The following is a 16434-nucleotide window of genomic DNA, read 5'->3' as shown; positions in this document are numbered from 1 at the left end:
GCGTGGACCACTTCAACTACCGCGGCGATCGTTTGTTCGCCGAGGACATCCCCGTCACCGAGCTGGCCGAGCGCCTCGGCACGCCCTGCTACGTCTACTCACGGGCGACGCTGGAGCGCCACTGGCACGCCTTCGATCGTGCGCTGGCGGACCGGCCGCACCTGATTTGCTTCGCCGTCAAGGCCAATTCCAACCTCGCCGTGCTGAATCTGCTGGCGCGGCTCGGCTCCGGCTTCGATATCGTCTCCGGCGGTGAGCTGGAGCGGGTGCTGGCGGCCGGCGGCGACCCCGGCAAGGTCATCTTCTCCGGCGTCGGCAAGCGCCGCGACGAGATCCGCCGGGCGCTCGCGGTGGGCATCCACTGCTTCAACGTGGAGTCGGCGCCGGAGCTCGAGCGCATCGCCGCCGTGGCCGCGGAGCTGGGCACGACCGCACCGATATCGTTGCGGGTCAACCCGGACGTGGACGCCCGCTCGCACCCATACATCTCCACCGGGCTCAAGGAGAACAAGTTCGGCATCGAGATCCACGCGGCGGAGGAGGTCTATCTGCGCGCCGCCGAGCTCGAGCACATCCGCGTGGCGGGCATCGACTGCCACATCGGCTCCCAACTGACGGCGCTGTCGCCTTTCCTGGACGCCCTGGACCGGGTGCTGGCACTGGCGGACCGGCTCGCCGCACAGGGTATCCGCATCGCCCACCTCGATCTCGGCGGCGGACTCGGTATTCGCTACACCGACGAGGCACCGCCGGAGCCCGCCGACTACGCCGCCGCGCTGAACGAGCGGCTCGGCGAGCGGGACGTCGAGATCATCCTGGAGCCCGGCCGCGCCATCGCCGGCAACGCCGGCATCCTGCTGACCCGGGTGGAGTACCTCAAGCCCACGGCGACGCACAACTTTGCCATCGTCGACGCCGCCATGAACGATCTGCTGCGACCGGCCCTGTACCAGGCCGTGCAGGAGATCGTGCCCGCCGAGCGGCGCGCCGGGGAGGCGAAGGTCTGGGACATCGTCGGCCCCGTCTGCGAGACCGGAGACTTCCTCGGCAAGGGCCGCGCGCTGGTGCTGGCGCCGGGTGACCTGCTCGCGGTGCGCTCCAGCGGGGCCTATGGCTTCACCATGAGCTCCAACTACAACAGCCGGCCGCGCGCCGCGGAGGTGATGGTCGACGGCGATCAGGCGCATCTGGTTCGCCCCCGCGAGACGCTGGTCGATCTCTACGCCAGTGAGGCGATGCTGCCGTGAGCCCACTGGAGGCCCCCCCATGAAACGTCGCCCCGAGCCCGAGCTGATGGACGGCCTGGACCAGGCCCGCGCCTATGCCGAGGCCGACTTCAGCGAGCCGAACGAGCTGTTCCTGCGGCTGCTCGCCGAACAAGCGCCGGGCAACCTCAGCGGCGCCCGCGCGCTGGACATCGGCTGCGGCCCGGCGGACATCATGATCCGTCTGTTGCGGCGATATCCAGGGCTCCACTGCGACGCCCTGGACGGTAGCCAGCCCATGCTGGAACTGGCGCAGCAGGCCGTCGACAAGCTGCCCGGCATCGCACCGCGGGTCCGGCTCTTGTGCGACAAGCTGCCGTCGGGGCAGTTGGCGTCCGGCGTCTACGACCTGATCTTTTCCAACAGCCTGTTGCACCACCTGCACGAGCCGCAGGTACTCTGGCGCAGCATCCGTGCCGCCGCCAAGCCGGGCGCCCTGGTGTTGGTGATGGACCTGATGCGCCCGGCATCCGCCGGTTGGGCCGCCGCGCTGGTGGAGACCTATGCGCCCGATGCGCCGGACGTGCTGAAGCAGGACTTCCGCAACTCCCTGCACGCCGCCTTCGAGCCCGCGGAGGTGACGGAACAGCTCAGGTCCGCCGGACTCGCCGACGTACTGGAGGTCCACGTGGTCAGCGATCGGCATCTGGCTGTCTGGGGGCGAATGCCAGGCGAGGGAGCGGGAACCTGAGCCTAGTGCAACAGTGCGCAAGTCCTGAGACCATCTCAGGACAACGAGGCAGCCCGGTCTCGGCATTTCCGCGGCGAAGCACTGGGCCGCGCGAGCGTTCGACCGCCCAATCTGACCTAGCCCCTACCCCCTTACTCCAGCGCCTCATGAAGCTCCGCTTCACCAAAATGCACGGCCTCGGCAACGACTTCGTCGTGCTCGACGGCGTACGCCAGTCCGTGGACATGACGCCGGCGCTGGCGGCACGGCTGGCCGACCGGCGCTTCGGCGTGGGCTGTGACCAGGTGCTGTTGGTGGAGCGGCCGCGACTCGCGGGCACCGATTTCCACTACCGCATCTTCAACGCCGACGGCTCCGAGGTGGAGCAATGCGGCAACGGCGCCCGCTGCTTCGCCCGCTTCGTGCGCGATGCGGGGCTGACGGACAAGGACGAGATCCCGGTGGGCACCGCGGCCGGCGCGATCGTGCTCCAGGTGCGCTCCGATGGCCAGGTCACCGTGGACATGGGCTTGCCGCGACTGGCGCCGGCAGAGATCCCCTTCATCGCTGAACAGCAGGCCATCCGCTACGCGCTGGACCTGGACGGCGAGCAGGTCGAGCTGGCCGCTGTATCCATGGGCAACCCGCACGCCGTGCTGACCGTGGACGACGTCGACACCGCGCCGGTGGCGACCCTCGGCCCGCGCATCGAGCGCCACGCGCGCTTTCCCAACCGGGTCAACGTGGGCTTCATGCAGGTCCTCGACCGCCGGCACATCCGGCTGCGGGTCTGGGAGCGCGGCGCCGGCGAGACCCTCGCCTGCGGCACCGGCGCCTGTGCGGCTGTGGTGGCCGGACGGCTCCGGGAGGTACTGAACGCCGAGGTGGCCGTGGCGCTTCCTGGCGGAACCCTTGTGATACATTGGCCGGGACTTGAGGGGGCGGTGCTGATGACGGGCCCCGCGACCCGCGTCTTCGACGGAGAGATCGAGCTATGACCCGCCGCACCGTGTCCGGCAAACCCGGCTCCAGCACCTGGTCCGAGCCCATCGACGACGATCAGAGCCGGGCCGTGGCCGCCTATCTGTTGCAGCATACGGACTTCCTGGTGCATCACCCGGAGGTGCTGGCGAAGCTGCACGTGCCGCACGGGGCCGGCGGGGCGGTGTCGCTCATCGAGCACCAGGTGGCGGTGCTGCGCGAGCAACTCGGCCACGAGCGCGGCCGGCTCAACCACCTGATGGCCCGCGCACACGAGTACGAGCAGCTCTCGGCCCGGCTGCACGAGCTGACCGTCCAACTCATCACCGCCCCGGATCAGGAGCGCGCCTGCGCGGCATTGGAGGCCTCGCTACGCGAGCAGTTCAGCGCCGAGGCCGTCGCCATCAAGCTCTTCCCGGTGGACCCGGAACAGCGTGCCGATGACCCGCTGGTGCAGTCCTTCGTGGAGTTCATCGATCGCGACCGCTGCCTGTGCGGTCCGCTGGCACCGAAGCAGGCGGAACCGCTGTTCGGCACCGACGGCGAGGCGATCCAGTCCGCCGCCCTGGTGCCCATCCGCGGCACCGAGCAGACCGGCGTGCTCGCAATCGGCAGCACGGACCCGAAGCGCTTCGCGCCGGACATGGGCACCGAGCTGCTGGAGCGGCTCGGTGCCATCGCCGGCGCCAAGCTCACCGACTTGGCGCATCGCAACGGCTAGCCTGTCGCGGAGGCCCGCATGGCGAACCGCGCCGCGCCATCTCCCGCGACCGCCACGGCGCCCGCCGCCACCGGCGATGCATGGGTGGATGCCTTTCTGCATCACCTGACCCACGAGCGGCGCCTGTCGCCGCATACCATCGACAGCTACCGCCGGGACCTTGCCCGCATCCTGGACTGGCGCCGGGAGCACAAGATCGGCGATTGGCCCGCCATCACCGACGGCCACGTGCGCCGCTACGTCGCCGACCGCCACCGCGGCGGCATCTCCGCGCGCACCCTGGCACGAGAGCTGTCCGCGCTGCGCACTCTGTTTGAGTACCTGCTGCGCGAAGGCGCCGCGACGCTCAATCCGGCGCGCACCGTACGCCCGCCCAAAGCCAGGCGCCGGCTGCCCAACACCTTCGACCCGGATCAGCTCGGCGCCCTCCTCGACGCCGGTCCGGAGGCCGGCGGTGGCGACGACGCGCTCAGCCTGCGCGATACCGCTATGGTGGAGCTTTTCTACTCCTCGGGGCTCAGGCTCGCGGAGCTGATCAGCGTAGACACCCGCGACATCGACCCGCACGACGCCACCCTCACCGTGGTCGGCAAGGGCGCCAAGACCCGCCGCGTGCCGGTGGGCAGTGCCGCGCTCGCGGCCATCCAGCGCTGGCTCGTGGTGCGCGGCCTGCTGGCCGGTCCGGATGAGCCCGCGCTCTTCGTCAGCAGCCGCGGCTCGCGCATCCATCCACGTACCGTGCAGCAGCGGCTGCGGCAATGGGCCGACCAGCGCGGCGCGGGGCGCAACCTGCATCCGCACCTGTTGCGCCACTCCTGCGCCAGCCACCTGCTGGAGTCCTCCGGCGACCTGCGCGCGGTGCAGGAGATGCTGGGCCACGCGGACATCAGCACCACCCAGATCTACACCCATCTGGATTTCCAGCACTTGGCGCAGGTGTACGATAAGGCGCACCCGCGGGCGAAGCGCAAGCGCTAAGCGCGGCGAGGGCTCACGCGAAGTCGGGAAAAAGGGGCCGCGAAGCCGCGCAGATGGGGACAAGAGGGGCACGCGAAGCCGCGAAGCCGCGAAGAAGCCAAGGAACGGTTCAAAAACATCTGAGACGTTGCCGAAGCAGTGGATAGGCGAAGAAACTGTGAAAGTATTCGGTGTAGGTCGGGTTAGCGCAGCGTAACCCGACGATGAGTGTCCGTAAGCCGTTAATTGTCGGGCTACGCTACCGCTAACCCGACTACGATCCGCTCGCCTTCGGCGTTACGAGCAATACTCTCACGGGCTCGAAGCGCATCGTCCGTCTTGGCTGGAGGTCGGCTTCCGCGAAGGCCGTTTTCGCGGGCTCGCGGCACATTGGAGCACCACCATGCCCGCCAAGCGCATCATCTTCTATAGCAGCACGAATTGCCCCCATTGCAGGCGCGCCAAGGCCTTCCTGTACCGTGAGGGCATCGCCTTTCGCGAGATGGACGTGGGCAGGAGTCCCCGCGCCCGCAAGGAACTGGAGCGGCTCGGCGCCCGCGGCGTGCCGGTGCTGCTGATCGGCGATGCGCGTCTCGATGGCTTCGACGAAAAGCGGTTCTGGCGGCTGTATCGGGGCTAGCTCCGCGGCGCCGAAACCCCGGCCGCCTCTGAAGCCAGATCCGGCAGTGGGACCACGCAGAGCACGCTCAAGCGTTGCCCCTGGCGGCAACATCGGCAAGCAACCGGTCGAGCTCGCCGAGCTCGGCGAGCAGTCGTGGCAGCGCCGCCTGCAAGCGCCCGCGCAGCACCGAGAGGCGGTCCGCCTCCAGTTCCACGGCGTAGGCATGGCGGAAAAAGTGCCGGAACGATAACAGCTCCCGCAGCGCGGCCACGGACTCCCGTGACAGCACCGCCGGCCGAATCCCTTCGACGGCGAGCCCCATGCCATGCAGCAGTTCTTGGTGCCATTCGCCACCGCCGGGCACATCGCCGTCGATCTGCCGCGCGACACGCAGCAGAATGCTCTCCACCGAGCCATAGGCGTGGTGCAGCGCCACCGCGGCCTGCGCGCACACGGCCGCCTCCGCGCTGGGTCCGAGCTCAAGTCCCGCCAGTTCCTGCGCGCGCCGTTCCAGCGCGGCCCGATCGAACGCAACCTCCGCCCGCAGGCGCTGGAGCTTCGCGATCACAGCTCGATGCCTTCCGCGTCGATACGCTCGGCGAGGCTCGGCGGCGCCTCTTCCAGCCGGATCAAGTCCACCGGTCCGTTGAAGATCGTCATCAGGTCGGCGAGCGCCGAGAAGTAGCGCACGCCCGGCACACCAGACGCGGCCAGGTCGACGTCGCTACTGACGCGGTGGTCACCAACGGCAAGCGAGCCGAACAGCACGACCCGCTCCGCGCCATAGGCATCCCGCAAGCAATGCACTGCCAACGGCAGCAAGCCGTGCAACCGCGCCGCACGGGCATCCGCCGCCGCCTGCTCGGCCGCGGCGCGGCGGCGCAGGTGGCGCGCGGTGTCGGCAGAGGTGATCGGTAGGCTCATGCCGAGATTCTAGCTTGATCGCCACGCCGCTTCAGCGAGGTGATGCAGCTTGCGACGCTTCCGCGCCGCATGCCGGGCGGTGCACGCGACCCGGCCGCATGCCTCACGGGCCGCTGGAGCGGCGCGTCGATCAAAACGGTGGGTGCTCGGCGGTGACGTCACCGTCGTCATGCAGCTCGCCGACATAGCCGCGGCTGCCGACGGTGATGTCGCGGGCGGTGATGTCCAAGCCGTGGGCGTCGAGGATCGCGGCGCCGGTATTGTCTCCGTACACGGCCAGGCCGTTTGCCAGGTTCGTTTGCCAGGTTTTAGTGCAGCACCGAGATTGCGCTGACTGCCGCTGTCGGTGACCTCGCTGCTGAGATCGGCACTGGTGGTCATCTCCGCCGTGCTGCCGTCCTCGACGTTCAGGTTCTGCGTCGCAAAGACGGGGACGGAGGGTGGGTGGCTCACACGGTGAGTCCGACAGGGGCCAGCCGGCGCGCTCGGCGCCCGTCCTGGGCGAGTGGATTGAGGGGGTTCGACAGAATCTGGTGAATTGCCAAATCAGGCGGTCTCGAAGCCTGGACAGGGCCTGTTCGTGGCCGTATTGGGGTTTGCCAGAAGCCAAATACCCAGTAAATTGGTCAGAAACCACGGAGTATTCATAGGATTCATTGTCAAGTCTTTTTTCAGGTGCAATGATCCGTGTCAGCCCGGTCGCAGACCAGGTTTTGTCGATGGCTCCGCTGCCTCGGCAGCGGTTCCGCCCAACTATTGTCTGGCAACAACCTGAGGTGAACTGACATGTCCGAATCCACCAAGAGCGTGAACTACACCCCCGCCGTCGTTCTGGGTCTTGCCATGGCCCTCGGCCCGCTGACGGCGCTGTCTCTGGGTTCCCGCTACGCCGGCCCCGAGACCATCGCGCGGGCCAACGTCGGCGCCGAAAACGCCGCGCCGCGAGACATCCTGGGCGAGTATGACGTGCAGGGCGTGCCGGCCTACGCGAGCGGCAAGACCGTGTCCGACATTCTGGCAAGCGCCGGCATGTTTGGCAGCTTCGAGCAGGCCCTGGAGAGTTCCGGCATCAGCCGGGAGCTCGCCGCGTCGGGCGACTACACCATCTTCGCGCCGAGCAACGACGCCTTCTCGAAGATGTCCGAGTCCGAGCGACAGGCCCTGCTGTCCGACAAGGATGCGCTTGCGGCGCTGGTGAAGAGGCACATCGTCCCGGGCCGGCACACCGCCACCGATCTGATGCAAAGCGAAAGGGTTCAAGCCCTCGACGGCAGTGAGCTTGCGATTGGCCCCTCCGCGCGCTTCAACGGCCACGTGGGTGTCCAGAACGCCCAGGTCATCAAGACAGGGCTATATGCCTCCAATGGTGTCGTGCACGTCATCGACCGGGTGATCCAGTAAGCGTCGTCCCTTTGCCGCCCCCCGCCACCGCCCTCGGGGCATGGCGGCACATCAAGATCCTCCGGACGCCGCGCGTCCGGGGGATTTTTTCTGCGGGTCGCCGGCGTGGTTGCAATCCGCGGCGCCTTTGCTAAGGTCAGGTTTTAGGGCGCACCCCAGATGCTCGCCACGAGCGTCAGGCGCCGCAACCCGCCGCCACCGCGAGCCCGCCCATGGGAGACTGCCGCCTCATCTACCGAAGTACCTGCTCCGCGTCCTTTATGCCCAACGAGGACCTGCGTGAACTGGTACACAGAAGCGCCGAGCACAACGCCAAGCAGGGCATCACCGGACTGCTGTTGCTGTCCGGGGACCAGTTCCTGCAAGTGCTGGAGGGGCCGTGCAAGCCGGTCAACCAGCTCTTCAACCGCATCATCCGCGATGCGCGCCACCACGACGTGGAGCTGATCGCCTTCGAGCAGATCGGCCCCAGGTACTTCGACGACTGGTGCATGCACCTGGTGGATCTGTTCGACCTCTCGCGCCAACCGCGTGACCTGCTGTCGCAGAAGTACGGGGCCGCCAACGGCGTCATCCGCATTCCGGAGCGCCTGCACGAGATTTTCGGACTGCTGCTCGATGCCCGCGCCATTTGCCGCAACCAGCCTTGGGAAGAGGATCGGGGCGACACCGCCGCGGTGGTGGATGCGGCCGGCCGCCCCGGGGCGGAGCCGGCGCCGGCGGCAGACTGAGCGCGGCTGGAGGCGCCGCCCCTTGTGCTTTGGGCCGCGGCCGTCATATCAGCGTAAAATTTAGGGTTTGGTCGTCCGGCCGCGGCGCCGGAGGCCAGCACCGAAACACCGCGACGCAGAGACCGCCTCCCAGAGACCGGCTTCAGGCCCACACCGCCTCGGCAGACAGCAATGGAACAGTTTCACGGCACCACCATCCTCTCCGTGCGCCGCAACGGTGCCGTCGTCATCGGCGGTGACGGGCAGGTCTCCCTGGGCCAGACGGTGATGAAGGGCAACGCCCGCAAGGTGCGCCGGCTCTACAAGGGCCAGGTGATCGCCGGCTTTGCCGGGGCCACGGCGGACGCCTTCACGCTGTTCGAGCGCTTCGAGGGCAAGCTCGAAAAGCACCAGGGCAACCTCACTCGCGCCGCGGTGGAACTGGCCAAGGACTGGCGCACCGACCGCATGCTGCGGCGGCTGGAGGCCATGCTCTGCGTCGCCGACCTGGATGCATCGCTGATTCTCACCGGCACCGGCGATGTGCTGGAGCCGGAGCACGATCTCATGTCTATCGGCTCCGGCAGCGGCTTCGCGCAGGCGGCCGCCCGCGCCTTGCTGGAAAATACCGAGCTCTCGGCCCGCGATATCGTCGAGCGGGCCTTGGGCATCGCCGCCGATATCTGCATCTATACCAACCACAACCTTGTGCTGGAGGAACTGGGCGCCGACTGAGGCCCCGCCCGGGGCAGCGGTCGAAGTCGACCGCGCGGAGACCCAGACGCACCAGCCCGCCCGGTGCGGCCCGTCGCGCCGGGCCTTCACCGTTGCAGGCAACCATGTCCGAGATCACACCCAAGCGCATCGTCGCCGAGCTGGACAAGCACATCATCGGTCAGGACGCCGCCAAGCGCGCCGTGGCCATCGCGCTCCGCAACCGCTGGCGGCGGGCGCAGATCCCGGAGCCGATGCACTCCGAGATCACGCCCAAAAACATCCTGATGATCGGCCCCACCGGCGTCGGCAAGACCGAGATCGCCCGCCGGCTCGCGAGGCTGGCGGATGCGCCCTTCATCAAGATCGAGGCCACCAAGTTCACCGAGGTGGGCTACGTTGGCCGCGATGTGGAGTCCATCGTCCGCGATCTCGCCGATATATCCATCAAGATGGAGCGCGAGAAGGAGATGGAGGCCAACGCCGGCAGGGCCGAGGCCGCCGCCGAGGAGCGCATCCTGGATGCGCTGCTGCCGAAGCCGTCGGGCTTCGAAGAGGACAGCCGCGGCACCAGTGCCGGTGGCGGCACCCGCGAGAAGTTCCGCGCCAAGCTGCGCGCCGGCGAGCTGGACGACAAGGAGATCGAGATCGAGGTGAGCGTGAACCTCGGCGTCGAGATCATGGCGCCCCCCGGCATGGAGGACATGACGAGCCAGCTTCAGGGGCTCTTTCAGAATCTCGGTGCCAACCGCACCAGGCGTCGGCGCATGCGCGTCAGGGAGGCCCGCAAGATCCTGCGTGACGAAGAGGCCGCCAAGCTGGTGAACGAAGAGGAAATGAAGCTCCGCGCGCTCAGCAACGTGGAGAACAATGGCATCGTCTTCCTGGACGAGCTGGACAAAGTCACCCGCCGTGCCGAGCACGTCGGCGGCGCCGATGTCTCCCGCGAGGGCGTGCAGCGCGACCTGCTGCCGCTGGTGGAGGGCAGCACCGTATCCACCAAGCACGGAGCCGTGAAGACCGATCACATCCTGTTCATCGCCTCCGGCGCCTTCCAGCTCGCCAAGCCCTCCGACCTGATCCCGGAGCTGCAAGGCCGCCTGCCCATCCGCGTGGAGCTCGACGCACTCAGCACCGATGACTTCGTGCGCATCCTCACCGAGCCCGACGAGTCCCTCACCGATCAGTACGCCGCCCTGCTCGGCACCGAAGGCGTGAATCTGGAGTTCACCGACGACGGCATCCGCCGCCTTGCCGAGATCGCCTACCAGGTCAACGAGCACACCGAGAACATCGGCGCCCGGCGCCTGCACACCGTCATGGAGCGCCTGCTGGAGGACATCTCCTTCAACGCCTCCGAGCTGGACCGCGTGACGGTGACGATCAACGCCGCCTATGTGGACCAGAACCTGGGCGAGCTGGCGGCGGACGAGGACCTCTCGCAGTACATCCTTTGAGGAGGGCCCGAGGGCCGGATTGTGTTGGCGTAGGCGCCATTCGGTGTTGCGCTGCCTGGCTCTGGCACCGCGCGCCAGAGGCCCAACCGGCGTCTGGGAGCGTCGGCATCCTGCCAGCCACCGGGAGCGCCGGCATCTTGCCGGCCACCGGGAGCGCCGGCATCTTGCCGGCCACTGGGAGCGCCGGCTTCGAGCCGCCGATCGGGCACGTCTCCCGCGCTTCGAAGTATGATTCTGGTCCTTTCAAAGGCGCTCGCAACGGGGGCGGAACACCCGTGGGTCCGGCTCGCCGGCGAGACGCCGGCGCTCCGACTTGCAGGCGAGACGCCGGCGCTCCGACTTGCCGGCGAGACGCCGACGCTCCGGCTCGCCGGCGAGACGCCGGCGCTCCGGCTTGCCGGCAAGCCTCGCGTTGCAGCCCATTCAGTTCGGTTCATTCGAGCGGACGCAGGTGAGGGCACCCTTATGTCGATGGATTCGTTCACCGAGGCATACGAAAAGCTGCGCGACGTGGTTGTCACGGATACGCGATACGCACAGGACTGGCAGGCATTTCTGAAGCAGCAAATCGCCCCGCTGCTTGGCGCCAGCGGGCCTGAAACCGCACATGCGGCGAGCCTGGACAGACTGCGCAAGAAGCTCGCCGACAGCAGTCGGGGACGCTTCGCCGCCTTTTTCTTCGGCGGCGGCGTCGGCGAGACCATCGTCGCCGCTGGCAACAAGGAAGCCGGGCCGGCTGGCCTGAGCGAGCGTTGCGCCGCCATCAAGATGCTCAAGCATCTGTATCGGGCAGAGAAATCCGGTGCCCAGAGCGTGTGGATCCTGTCGCCGCCAAAGGCTTACTCCCGATGGGTGTTCGACGAGATCCGCGGCACCGAGAAGGATCTCGCGCACAAGCTGGCCAACGAATCGGAGGTCTACAGCGCGAGCAACCGCAAGACGATGTGCGCGGCGCTGCACCAGGCCAAGCTGAGTGCCGAATATGCGGCCACCAAACTGGGTAGTCCGGATGCGGCCACGACCACCACGTTCAAACGCTGGTTCGATGACGGCAGCCGTCAGCGGCGGCGGGCGCAGCCGTGCACGCGGCGCGGATCGCGCGGCCGTGGCACTACTCGGCATGGTGTGCGTGGCTTGCGTCTGGCCGCCGCGGAGCGCTGCCCAGCCCGACGTGGGCGGGGTTGATCGCGCATCGGCCGTGGTGGAAAAAAAGCGCTTCCTGGGCTTGGGCGGGCCACCATCGGTCACGCGCAACGGCATCCGTTACCAGGCCCTGCGCTGGGGCAAAGAGCGCGGCCTGGGTCAGAACGGCGGCTACCTGCTCGCCACGCGGCTGTCCACCGGCGAGGAACTTTGGCTGTTGAAGGTCTACGACGTCCCCTATGACGCCGACCTGGAGGCCGACAAGCGAGACATACTGATCACCGACATCGACAGCCGCTGGTTCAGGAGCGCCCTAACGGTGAAAAACGAGCGCGGTGAACGGTTCGAGGTCGACCTGGACACCCGCCAAGTGCGGCGGCTTGCCCCCTGACGCATTCTCGTGACGCATCCTCGTGACGCATCCTCCGGGGGCGGTTCGTGCCGGCGTGGTTGAACTCCGGCGGTCCCTCGCCCAATTCCGCAGCAGCCCAACTACAACCGCCGCCGCGGCCGCTGCCGGCCGTCGCGACACACGACAGGAGCCTGACATGCCCACCCCAACCGAATTCAACCTGCACCGCAACTCGCGGGTGCTGGAAATCACCTTCGACGACGGCGCCCACTTCACGCTGCCCGTGGAGCTGCTGCGGGTTTATTCCCCGTCCGCCGAGGTGCAGGGGCACGGCCCCGGCCAGCGGGTGCTGCAGACCGGCAAGGAGTTCGTGAATATCGACAAGATCGAGCCCGTCGGCAACTATGCCGTGTGCCTGCACTTCGACGACGAGCACAACACCGGCATCTACTCCTGGGAGTACCTCTACGGTCTCGGCAGGAACCAGGAGGGGCTCTGGGCCGACTACCTCGCCGAGCTGGAGAAGGCCGGGTACACGCGCAAAGAACGACCATCTTGAAGAAGGGCCAAGGGCCGAAGGCCGGGAGCGGCGCTCAGCACTCGGCCCTCGGCCCTTCTTCCATGCGGTTACAATAGCCCGCCACTCCTATCCAAGAAGTACCGCCCATGACCGACGACAAGACCCATTTCGGCTACGAAGAGGTGCCCGTTGCCGAGAAGCAGAACCGGGTGCGGGCGGTGTTCGACTCCGTAGCGAGCCGCTACGATCTGATGAACGACCTGATGTCGCTCGGCATCCATCGGTTGTGGAAGCGCCGCGCCGTGGAGCTGGCCGGCGTGCGCCGCGGCCAGCAGGTGCTCGACCTCGCCGCCGGCACCGGCGATCTCGCCGAGCGCTTCGCGCGCATCGTCGGCGCCCAGGGCCGGGTGATCATGTCCGACATCAACGCGGCCATGCTGCGCCAGGGGCGCGAGCGGCTGGTGAACACCGGCATCGTCGGCAACCTGGACTTCGTGCTCGCCAACGCAGAGGCACTGCCCTTCGCCAGCGACAGCTTCGACTGCATCACCATCGGTTTCGGGCTGCGCAATGTCACCCACAAGCAGCTGGCGCTGAACGAGATGTTCCGCGTGCTGCGCCCGGGCGGCCGCGCGTTGGTGTTGGAGTTCTCGCACCCCACCACCAAGCCGCTGGCCAAGGCCTACGACGCCTACTCCTTTGCGGTGCTGCCGACGCTGGGCCGATTCGTCGCCGGCGACTCCGCCAGCTACCGCTACCTGGCGGAGTCCATCCGCATGCACCCGGACCAGGAGACCCTGCTCGGCATGATGGAGCAGGCGGGCTTCGAGCGCGCCGGCTACGAGAACCACACCGGCGGCATCGTCGCCATCCATCGGGGCTACAAGCTATGACGGCTTATCCCGGTTCCGATACCAGTTCCGACACGGGCCTCGCCACCGACAGCGCGTCCGGCCCGAGCGATGCCAGCGGCGTCCAGCTGCCGGACGCTGTGCTGGCCGCCGCCGAGGCGATGGTCAACCACGTGCTGGCGCTGGACCCGGAGAGTATCGCCCGGCTCGCGCCGGTGCACGGCCGGGTGCTCCTGGTGGAGCTGACGGGCTTCGGCACCCGCATCTACGTCGTGCCCGGCGAGGGCAGGCTGTTCCTCTTCGGCAGCTATGAGGCGGCGCCCGACTGCATCGTACGCGGCAGTCCGGTGGCATTGCTGGCGATGGTGCTGGCAGAGCACCGCGAAGACGCGGTCTTTGCCGGCGCGGTGCAGATCGACGGCGACAACCACCTGGCGCAGGTGCTGGGCGAGGTCTTCCGCGATCTCGACATCGACTGGGAGGAGCAGCTCTCCAAGCTCCTCGGCGATACGCTGGCGCACCACCTCACGAGCCGCGCCCGCGCCGGTGAGCGCTGGGCCGGGCGCAGCGGCACCATCGCGCGGCAGAACCTGCGGGAGTATCTGCAGGAGGAGGCCGCCGTGCTGCCGAGCCGGCACGAGCTGGCGGACTTCCTGGCCGCGGTCGATACCCTGCGTGACGACGTGGAGCGGCTTGCCGCGCGCGTGGAGCGGCTGGAGCGGGCGCGGTGATGCCCGCCGGCGCCGCTGCGCCGCATTCGGCCGCTGTCGCGCCGTGACCTGACCTTCGCGACACGCGGCCCCCGAGCCGATATCCATCGCCGACGCCACCCCCTGAGCGTCTCTCCTTCCCACCTAGCCCGCACCCCAAGGAACCCCGCCCAGACCATGCTTCGCATCCCGCAGGCGCTGCGCCTGTTGCACATCAACCTGGTGCTGCTCAAGCACGGGCTGGACGAGGTGGTGGTGTCGATCCCGCCGCTGCGCCCGCTCGGCTTCCTGGTGCGGCTCGCGCCCTGGAACTGGGTCAAGCGCGACCTGCCCGCCTATCCGGTGCGGGTGCGCCTGGCGCTGGAGGAACTGGGGCCCATCTTCATCAAGTTTGGCCAGCTCCTATCCACCCGGGTGGACCTGCTGCCGCCGGAGCTCGCCGAAGAGCTGGCCAAGCTACAGGATCGGGTGCCGCCCTTTCCGGGCCCCGCGGCGCGCGGCCTCATCGAGAAGGCCTGGGGCCGACCGGTGGAGGACGTGCTGGACGCCTTCGACGAGACGCCGCTGGCGTCCGCGTCCGTCGCCCAGGTGCACACCGCGCAGCTCAAGGACGGGCGCGAGATCATCGTCAAGGTGCTGCGCCCCGGCATCGACAAAGTGATCCGTCGCGATGTGGAGCTGATGTTCATCTTCGCCGGCCTCGCCCAGCGCTACTGGCCGGACGGCCGCCGGCTGCGGCCGGTGGAGGTGGTGCGGGAATACGAGAAGACCATCCTCGACGAGCTGAACCTTCAGCGCGAGGCGGCCAACGCCTCGCAACTGCGGCGCAACTTCAAGCACAGCCAGGACCTGTACATCCCGGAGGTGTACTGGGACTGGACGCGCACCAACGTCATGGTGATGGAGCGCATCTACGGCACGCCGGTGTCGCGCGTCGACGAGCTCAAGGCGCAGGGCATCAGCATGCGCCGGCTCGGCACCCGCGGCGTGGAGATCTTCTTCACCCAGGTGTTCCGCGACAACTTCTTCCACGCCGATATGCATCCGGGCAACATCTTCGTGGAGCCGTCCGGGCGCTACATCTCGGTGGACTTCGGCATCGTCGGCACGCTGACCAAGGAGGACCAGCGCTACCTGGCGGAGAACCTGCTGGCCTTCTTCCGCCGCGATTACCGCCGCGTCGCGGAGTTGCACCTGGAGTCCGGCTGGGTGCCGCCGGGCACCCGGGTGGAGGAATTCGAGTCCGCCATCCGCACGGTCTGCGAGCCCATCTTCGAGAAGCCCATCGCGGAGATCAGCTTCGGCAACTTCCTGGTGAACCTGTTCCAGACCGCGCGGCGCTTCGACATGGAGATCCAGCCTCAACTCGTGCTGCTGGAGAAGACTCTGATCCACATCGAGGGCCTGGGCCGCCAGCTTTACCCGCAGCTCGATCTCTGGACCACCGCGAAGCCGTTCATGGAGCGCTGGATGCGCGAGCAGATCGGCCTCAAGCAGTTGATCCAGCGCACCATGCATAACTGGCCGACGCTGGCGGAGGAACTGCCCGACGTACCGGTGGCCCTGCTGCGCATCGTCGATCACCTGGAGCGCCAGGCGACCGTGGCCCCGGACGGCGTCGCCGCCGACCTGAAGGCCATCCGCAGGCATATCGGCGACAACAACCGCCGGCTGCTGGCCACCTTCGGGGCCCTCGGTCTCGCAGGCTTCGCCAGTGCACTCCTGTTGTTCGGCGAGCCCTGGAACGATCTGCCCTGGCTCCTGCCTGCCGTGGCGGGCGCCATGCTGTTGATGAGCCTCGCGCTGTTTTGGCGAGGGCTGTTTGCGGCCGAGCGGTGAGGCCCGGGGCATGCCAACCTCGATCCATCAACGGCTTATGGACGTCCAGCATCGGGTTACGCTGCGCTAACCCGACTCCCATAACGGTTGCTCTAGGCGCGCCGGCAGCGTGGGAGCGCCACTGCCTTTTGTGGCGCGACGACGGCCGCGCGACTGGCTGCTGCTTGGCGGTTATTGGGGCGTTGTCTCTTGCCTTGGCGCCGGTCGCGGCACCGAGCGTGCCGCTCCCACAAGCACTGCTACACCGAATGTTTTCGCAGTCTCGCCGACGTGGGAGCGCCGTCCCCGGCGCGATCCGGCCGCCCGGATCGATCGCGCCGGGGACGGCGCTCCCATGGACCGAGCACTGCCCCTTCTGGGCGTCATCCGCTGCCCCGCAAGCGCCCGCCGGAACGCGCGCACCGCGTCGTACTGGTCCGGCATCTGCACATGCGCCGCGCGCAACTCGACGTCCAGCTCGGGCAGCAGGCGGCTCGCGGAGCTGCGCCGATAGGTGCCTTGCGCTTGGTCGAGCACGTGGATCTCCAGCGCATGCTGGCGCCAGATCCAGACCTCGGGGATGCCCACCGCGCCGTACAGCGGCAGCTTGCTCAGCGC

The 16434-nt window shown here is 68.0% G+C and carries 19 protein-coding genes and 1 pseudogene; 16 read left to right on the top strand and 4 right to left on the bottom strand.

All coding sequences use genetic code 11. The features are described 5' to 3' along the window. Nucleotides 1-2 precede the first annotated feature (2 nt). The 6 genes from lysA to LJE69_RS04970 all read left to right on the top strand — a co-directional run bounded on the left by lysA (nt 3) and on the right by LJE69_RS04970 (nt 5234). Nucleotides 3-1247, top strand: a complete 1245-nt coding sequence (gene lysA / locus LJE69_RS04995; RefSeq protein WP_296922111.1) for a diaminopimelate decarboxylase — start codon at nt 3-5, stop codon at nt 1245-1247. 19 nt (nt 1248-1266) lie between these two features. After that, nucleotides 1267-1956, top strand: a complete 690-nt coding sequence (locus LJE69_RS04990; protein ID WP_296922109.1) for a class I SAM-dependent methyltransferase — start codon at nt 1267-1269, stop codon at nt 1954-1956. 146 nt (nt 1957-2102) lie between these two features. Continuing rightward, the gene (gene dapF / locus LJE69_RS04985) at nt 2103-2933 is read left to right on the top strand and encodes a diaminopimelate epimerase (protein ID WP_296922107.1); all 831 of its coding nucleotides are present in this window, start codon (nt 2103-2105) and stop codon (nt 2931-2933) included. Further along, nucleotides 2930-3637 (top strand): DUF484 family protein, encoded by a 708-nt coding sequence (locus LJE69_RS04980; protein WP_296922105.1) that lies wholly within the window; start codon nt 2930-2932, stop codon nt 3635-3637. The genes dapF and LJE69_RS04980 overlap by 4 nt, the downstream gene beginning before the upstream one ends. A gap of 18 nt (nt 3638-3655) precedes the next feature. Next, nucleotides 3656-4615, top strand: coding sequence for a tyrosine recombinase XerC (gene xerC, locus LJE69_RS04975; RefSeq protein WP_296922103.1), 960 nt, complete (start codon nt 3656-3658; stop codon nt 4613-4615). A 382-nt stretch (nt 4616-4997) separates the two neighbouring features. After that, the gene (locus LJE69_RS04970; protein WP_296922100.1) at nt 4998-5234 is read left to right on the top strand and encodes a glutaredoxin family protein; all 237 of its coding nucleotides are present in this window, start codon (nt 4998-5000) and stop codon (nt 5232-5234) included. 67 nt (nt 5235-5301) lie between these two features. Here LJE69_RS04970 and LJE69_RS04965 read toward each other — a convergent pair whose 3' ends face one another. The 3 genes from LJE69_RS04965 to LJE69_RS04955 all read right to left on the bottom strand — a co-directional run bounded on the left by LJE69_RS04965 (nt 5302) and on the right by LJE69_RS04955 (nt 6414). Further along, a complete protein-coding gene (locus tag LJE69_RS04965; RefSeq protein WP_296922098.1) occupies nt 5302-5784 on the bottom strand; it encodes a hypothetical protein in 483 nt (160 codons plus the stop codon). After that, nucleotides 5781-6140 carry a nucleotidyltransferase family protein gene (locus LJE69_RS04960; protein WP_296922096.1) on the bottom strand — a complete coding sequence of 120 codons (360 nt, stop codon included), beginning with the start codon at nt 6138-6140 and terminating at the stop codon, nt 5781-5783. The genes LJE69_RS04965 and LJE69_RS04960 overlap by 4 nt, the downstream gene beginning before the upstream one ends. Before the next feature lie 130 nt (nt 6141-6270). Beyond that, nucleotides 6271-6414 carry a hypothetical protein gene (locus LJE69_RS04955; protein ID WP_296922095.1) on the bottom strand — a complete coding sequence of 48 codons (144 nt, stop codon included), beginning with the start codon at nt 6412-6414 and terminating at the stop codon, nt 6271-6273. Nucleotides 6415-6926: 512 nt separating this feature from the next. Between LJE69_RS04955 and LJE69_RS04950 the strand changes: the two genes are divergently transcribed. The 10 genes from LJE69_RS04950 (at nt 6927) to ubiB (ending at nt 15837) form a co-directional block, all read left to right on the top strand. Next, nucleotides 6927-7541 carry a fasciclin domain-containing protein gene (locus LJE69_RS04950; protein WP_296922093.1) on the top strand — a complete coding sequence of 205 codons (615 nt, stop codon included), beginning with the start codon at nt 6927-6929 and terminating at the stop codon, nt 7539-7541. Nucleotides 7542-7753: 212 nt separating this feature from the next. Continuing rightward, complete coding sequence (locus LJE69_RS04945; protein ID WP_296922090.1) at nt 7754-8272, top strand: BLUF domain-containing protein; 519 nt, start codon at nt 7754-7756, stop codon at nt 8270-8272. Nucleotides 8273-8443: 171 nt separating this feature from the next. Then, the gene (gene hslV, locus LJE69_RS04940; protein WP_296922089.1) at nt 8444-8986 is read left to right on the top strand and encodes an ATP-dependent protease subunit HslV; all 543 of its coding nucleotides are present in this window, start codon (nt 8444-8446) and stop codon (nt 8984-8986) included. A gap of 104 nt (nt 8987-9090) precedes the next feature. Then, nucleotides 9091-10422, top strand: coding sequence for an ATP-dependent protease ATPase subunit HslU (hslU, locus tag LJE69_RS04935; RefSeq protein WP_296922087.1), 1332 nt, complete (start codon nt 9091-9093; stop codon nt 10420-10422). A gap of 228 nt (nt 10423-10650) precedes the next feature. Next, on the top strand, nt 10651-11607 hold the full coding sequence (locus LJE69_RS04930) for a hypothetical protein (RefSeq protein ID WP_296922085.1): 957 nt from the start codon (nt 10651-10653) through the stop codon (nt 11605-11607). 13 nt (nt 11608-11620) lie between these two features. Next, nucleotides 11621-11956: a hypothetical protein gene (locus LJE69_RS04925; RefSeq protein WP_296922083.1), complete on the top strand. Its 336-nt coding sequence runs from the start codon at nt 11621-11623 to the stop codon at nt 11954-11956. Nucleotides 11957-12113: 157 nt separating this feature from the next. Further along, the gene (locus tag LJE69_RS04920; RefSeq protein ID WP_296922081.1) at nt 12114-12476 is read left to right on the top strand and encodes a DUF971 domain-containing protein; all 363 of its coding nucleotides are present in this window, start codon (nt 12114-12116) and stop codon (nt 12474-12476) included. A 107-nt stretch (nt 12477-12583) separates the two neighbouring features. Continuing rightward, complete coding sequence (ubiE, locus tag LJE69_RS04915) at nt 12584-13330, top strand: bifunctional demethylmenaquinone methyltransferase/2-methoxy-6-polyprenyl-1,4-benzoquinol methylase UbiE (RefSeq protein ID WP_296922080.1); 747 nt, start codon at nt 12584-12586, stop codon at nt 13328-13330. Next, nucleotides 13327-14019, top strand: coding sequence for an SCP2 sterol-binding domain-containing protein (locus tag LJE69_RS04910; protein ID WP_296922078.1), 693 nt, complete (start codon nt 13327-13329; stop codon nt 14017-14019). The genes ubiE and LJE69_RS04910 overlap by 4 nt, the downstream gene beginning before the upstream one ends. Before the next feature lie 156 nt (nt 14020-14175). After that, the gene (gene ubiB, locus LJE69_RS04905) at nt 14176-15837 is read left to right on the top strand and encodes a ubiquinone biosynthesis regulatory protein kinase UbiB (protein WP_296922076.1); all 1662 of its coding nucleotides are present in this window, start codon (nt 14176-14178) and stop codon (nt 15835-15837) included. A 171-nt stretch (nt 15838-16008) separates the two neighbouring features. Here ubiB and LJE69_RS04900 read toward each other — a convergent pair. Then, nucleotides 16009-16434: pseudogene (locus tag LJE69_RS04900) on the bottom strand (Uma2 family endonuclease); the annotation flags it as partial.

Origin of the sequence: Thiohalocapsa sp. (assembly GCF_022340605.1) — a bacterium.
In the GTDB taxonomy this organism is placed as follows: Bacteria; Pseudomonadota; Gammaproteobacteria; order Chromatiales; family Chromatiaceae; genus Thiohalocapsa.
Note: the sequence above shows the minus strand (reverse complement) of the source record. Positions and strands in the feature narration are given on the sequence as shown.

Coding starts and splice junctions, on each gene's coding strand:
- LJE69_RS04930 (WP_296922085.1), top strand. CDS start 10,651: ATGATTCTGGTCCTTTCAAAGGCGCTCGCAACGGGGGCGGAACACCCG.
- dapF (WP_296922107.1), top strand. CDS start 2,103: ATGAAGCTCCGCTTCACCAAAATGCACGGCCTCGGCAACGACTTCGTC.
- hslU (WP_296922087.1), top strand. CDS start 9,091: ATGTCCGAGATCACACCCAAGCGCATCGTCGCCGAGCTGGACAAGCAC.
- LJE69_RS04910 (WP_296922078.1), top strand. CDS start 13,327: ATGACGGCTTATCCCGGTTCCGATACCAGTTCCGACACGGGCCTCGCC.
- LJE69_RS04945 (WP_296922090.1), top strand. CDS start 7,754: ATGGGAGACTGCCGCCTCATCTACCGAAGTACCTGCTCCGCGTCCTTT.
- hslV (WP_296922089.1), top strand. CDS start 8,444: ATGGAACAGTTTCACGGCACCACCATCCTCTCCGTGCGCCGCAACGGT.
- LJE69_RS04950 (WP_296922093.1), top strand. CDS start 6,927: ATGTCCGAATCCACCAAGAGCGTGAACTACACCCCCGCCGTCGTTCTG.
- xerC (WP_296922103.1), top strand. CDS start 3,656: ATGGCGAACCGCGCCGCGCCATCTCCCGCGACCGCCACGGCGCCCGCC.
- LJE69_RS04980 (WP_296922105.1), top strand. CDS start 2,930: ATGACCCGCCGCACCGTGTCCGGCAAACCCGGCTCCAGCACCTGGTCC.
- ubiE (WP_296922080.1), top strand. CDS start 12,584: ATGACCGACGACAAGACCCATTTCGGCTACGAAGAGGTGCCCGTTGCC.
- LJE69_RS04970 (WP_296922100.1), top strand. CDS start 4,998: ATGCCCGCCAAGCGCATCATCTTCTATAGCAGCACGAATTGCCCCCAT.
- ubiB (WP_296922076.1), top strand. CDS start 14,176: ATGCTTCGCATCCCGCAGGCGCTGCGCCTGTTGCACATCAACCTGGTG.
- LJE69_RS04960 (WP_296922096.1), bottom strand. CDS start 6,140: ATGAGCCTACCGATCACCTCTGCCGACACCGCGCGCCACCTGCGCCGC.
- LJE69_RS04920 (WP_296922081.1), top strand. CDS start 12,114: ATGCCCACCCCAACCGAATTCAACCTGCACCGCAACTCGCGGGTGCTG.
- LJE69_RS04990 (WP_296922109.1), top strand. CDS start 1,267: ATGAAACGTCGCCCCGAGCCCGAGCTGATGGACGGCCTGGACCAGGCC.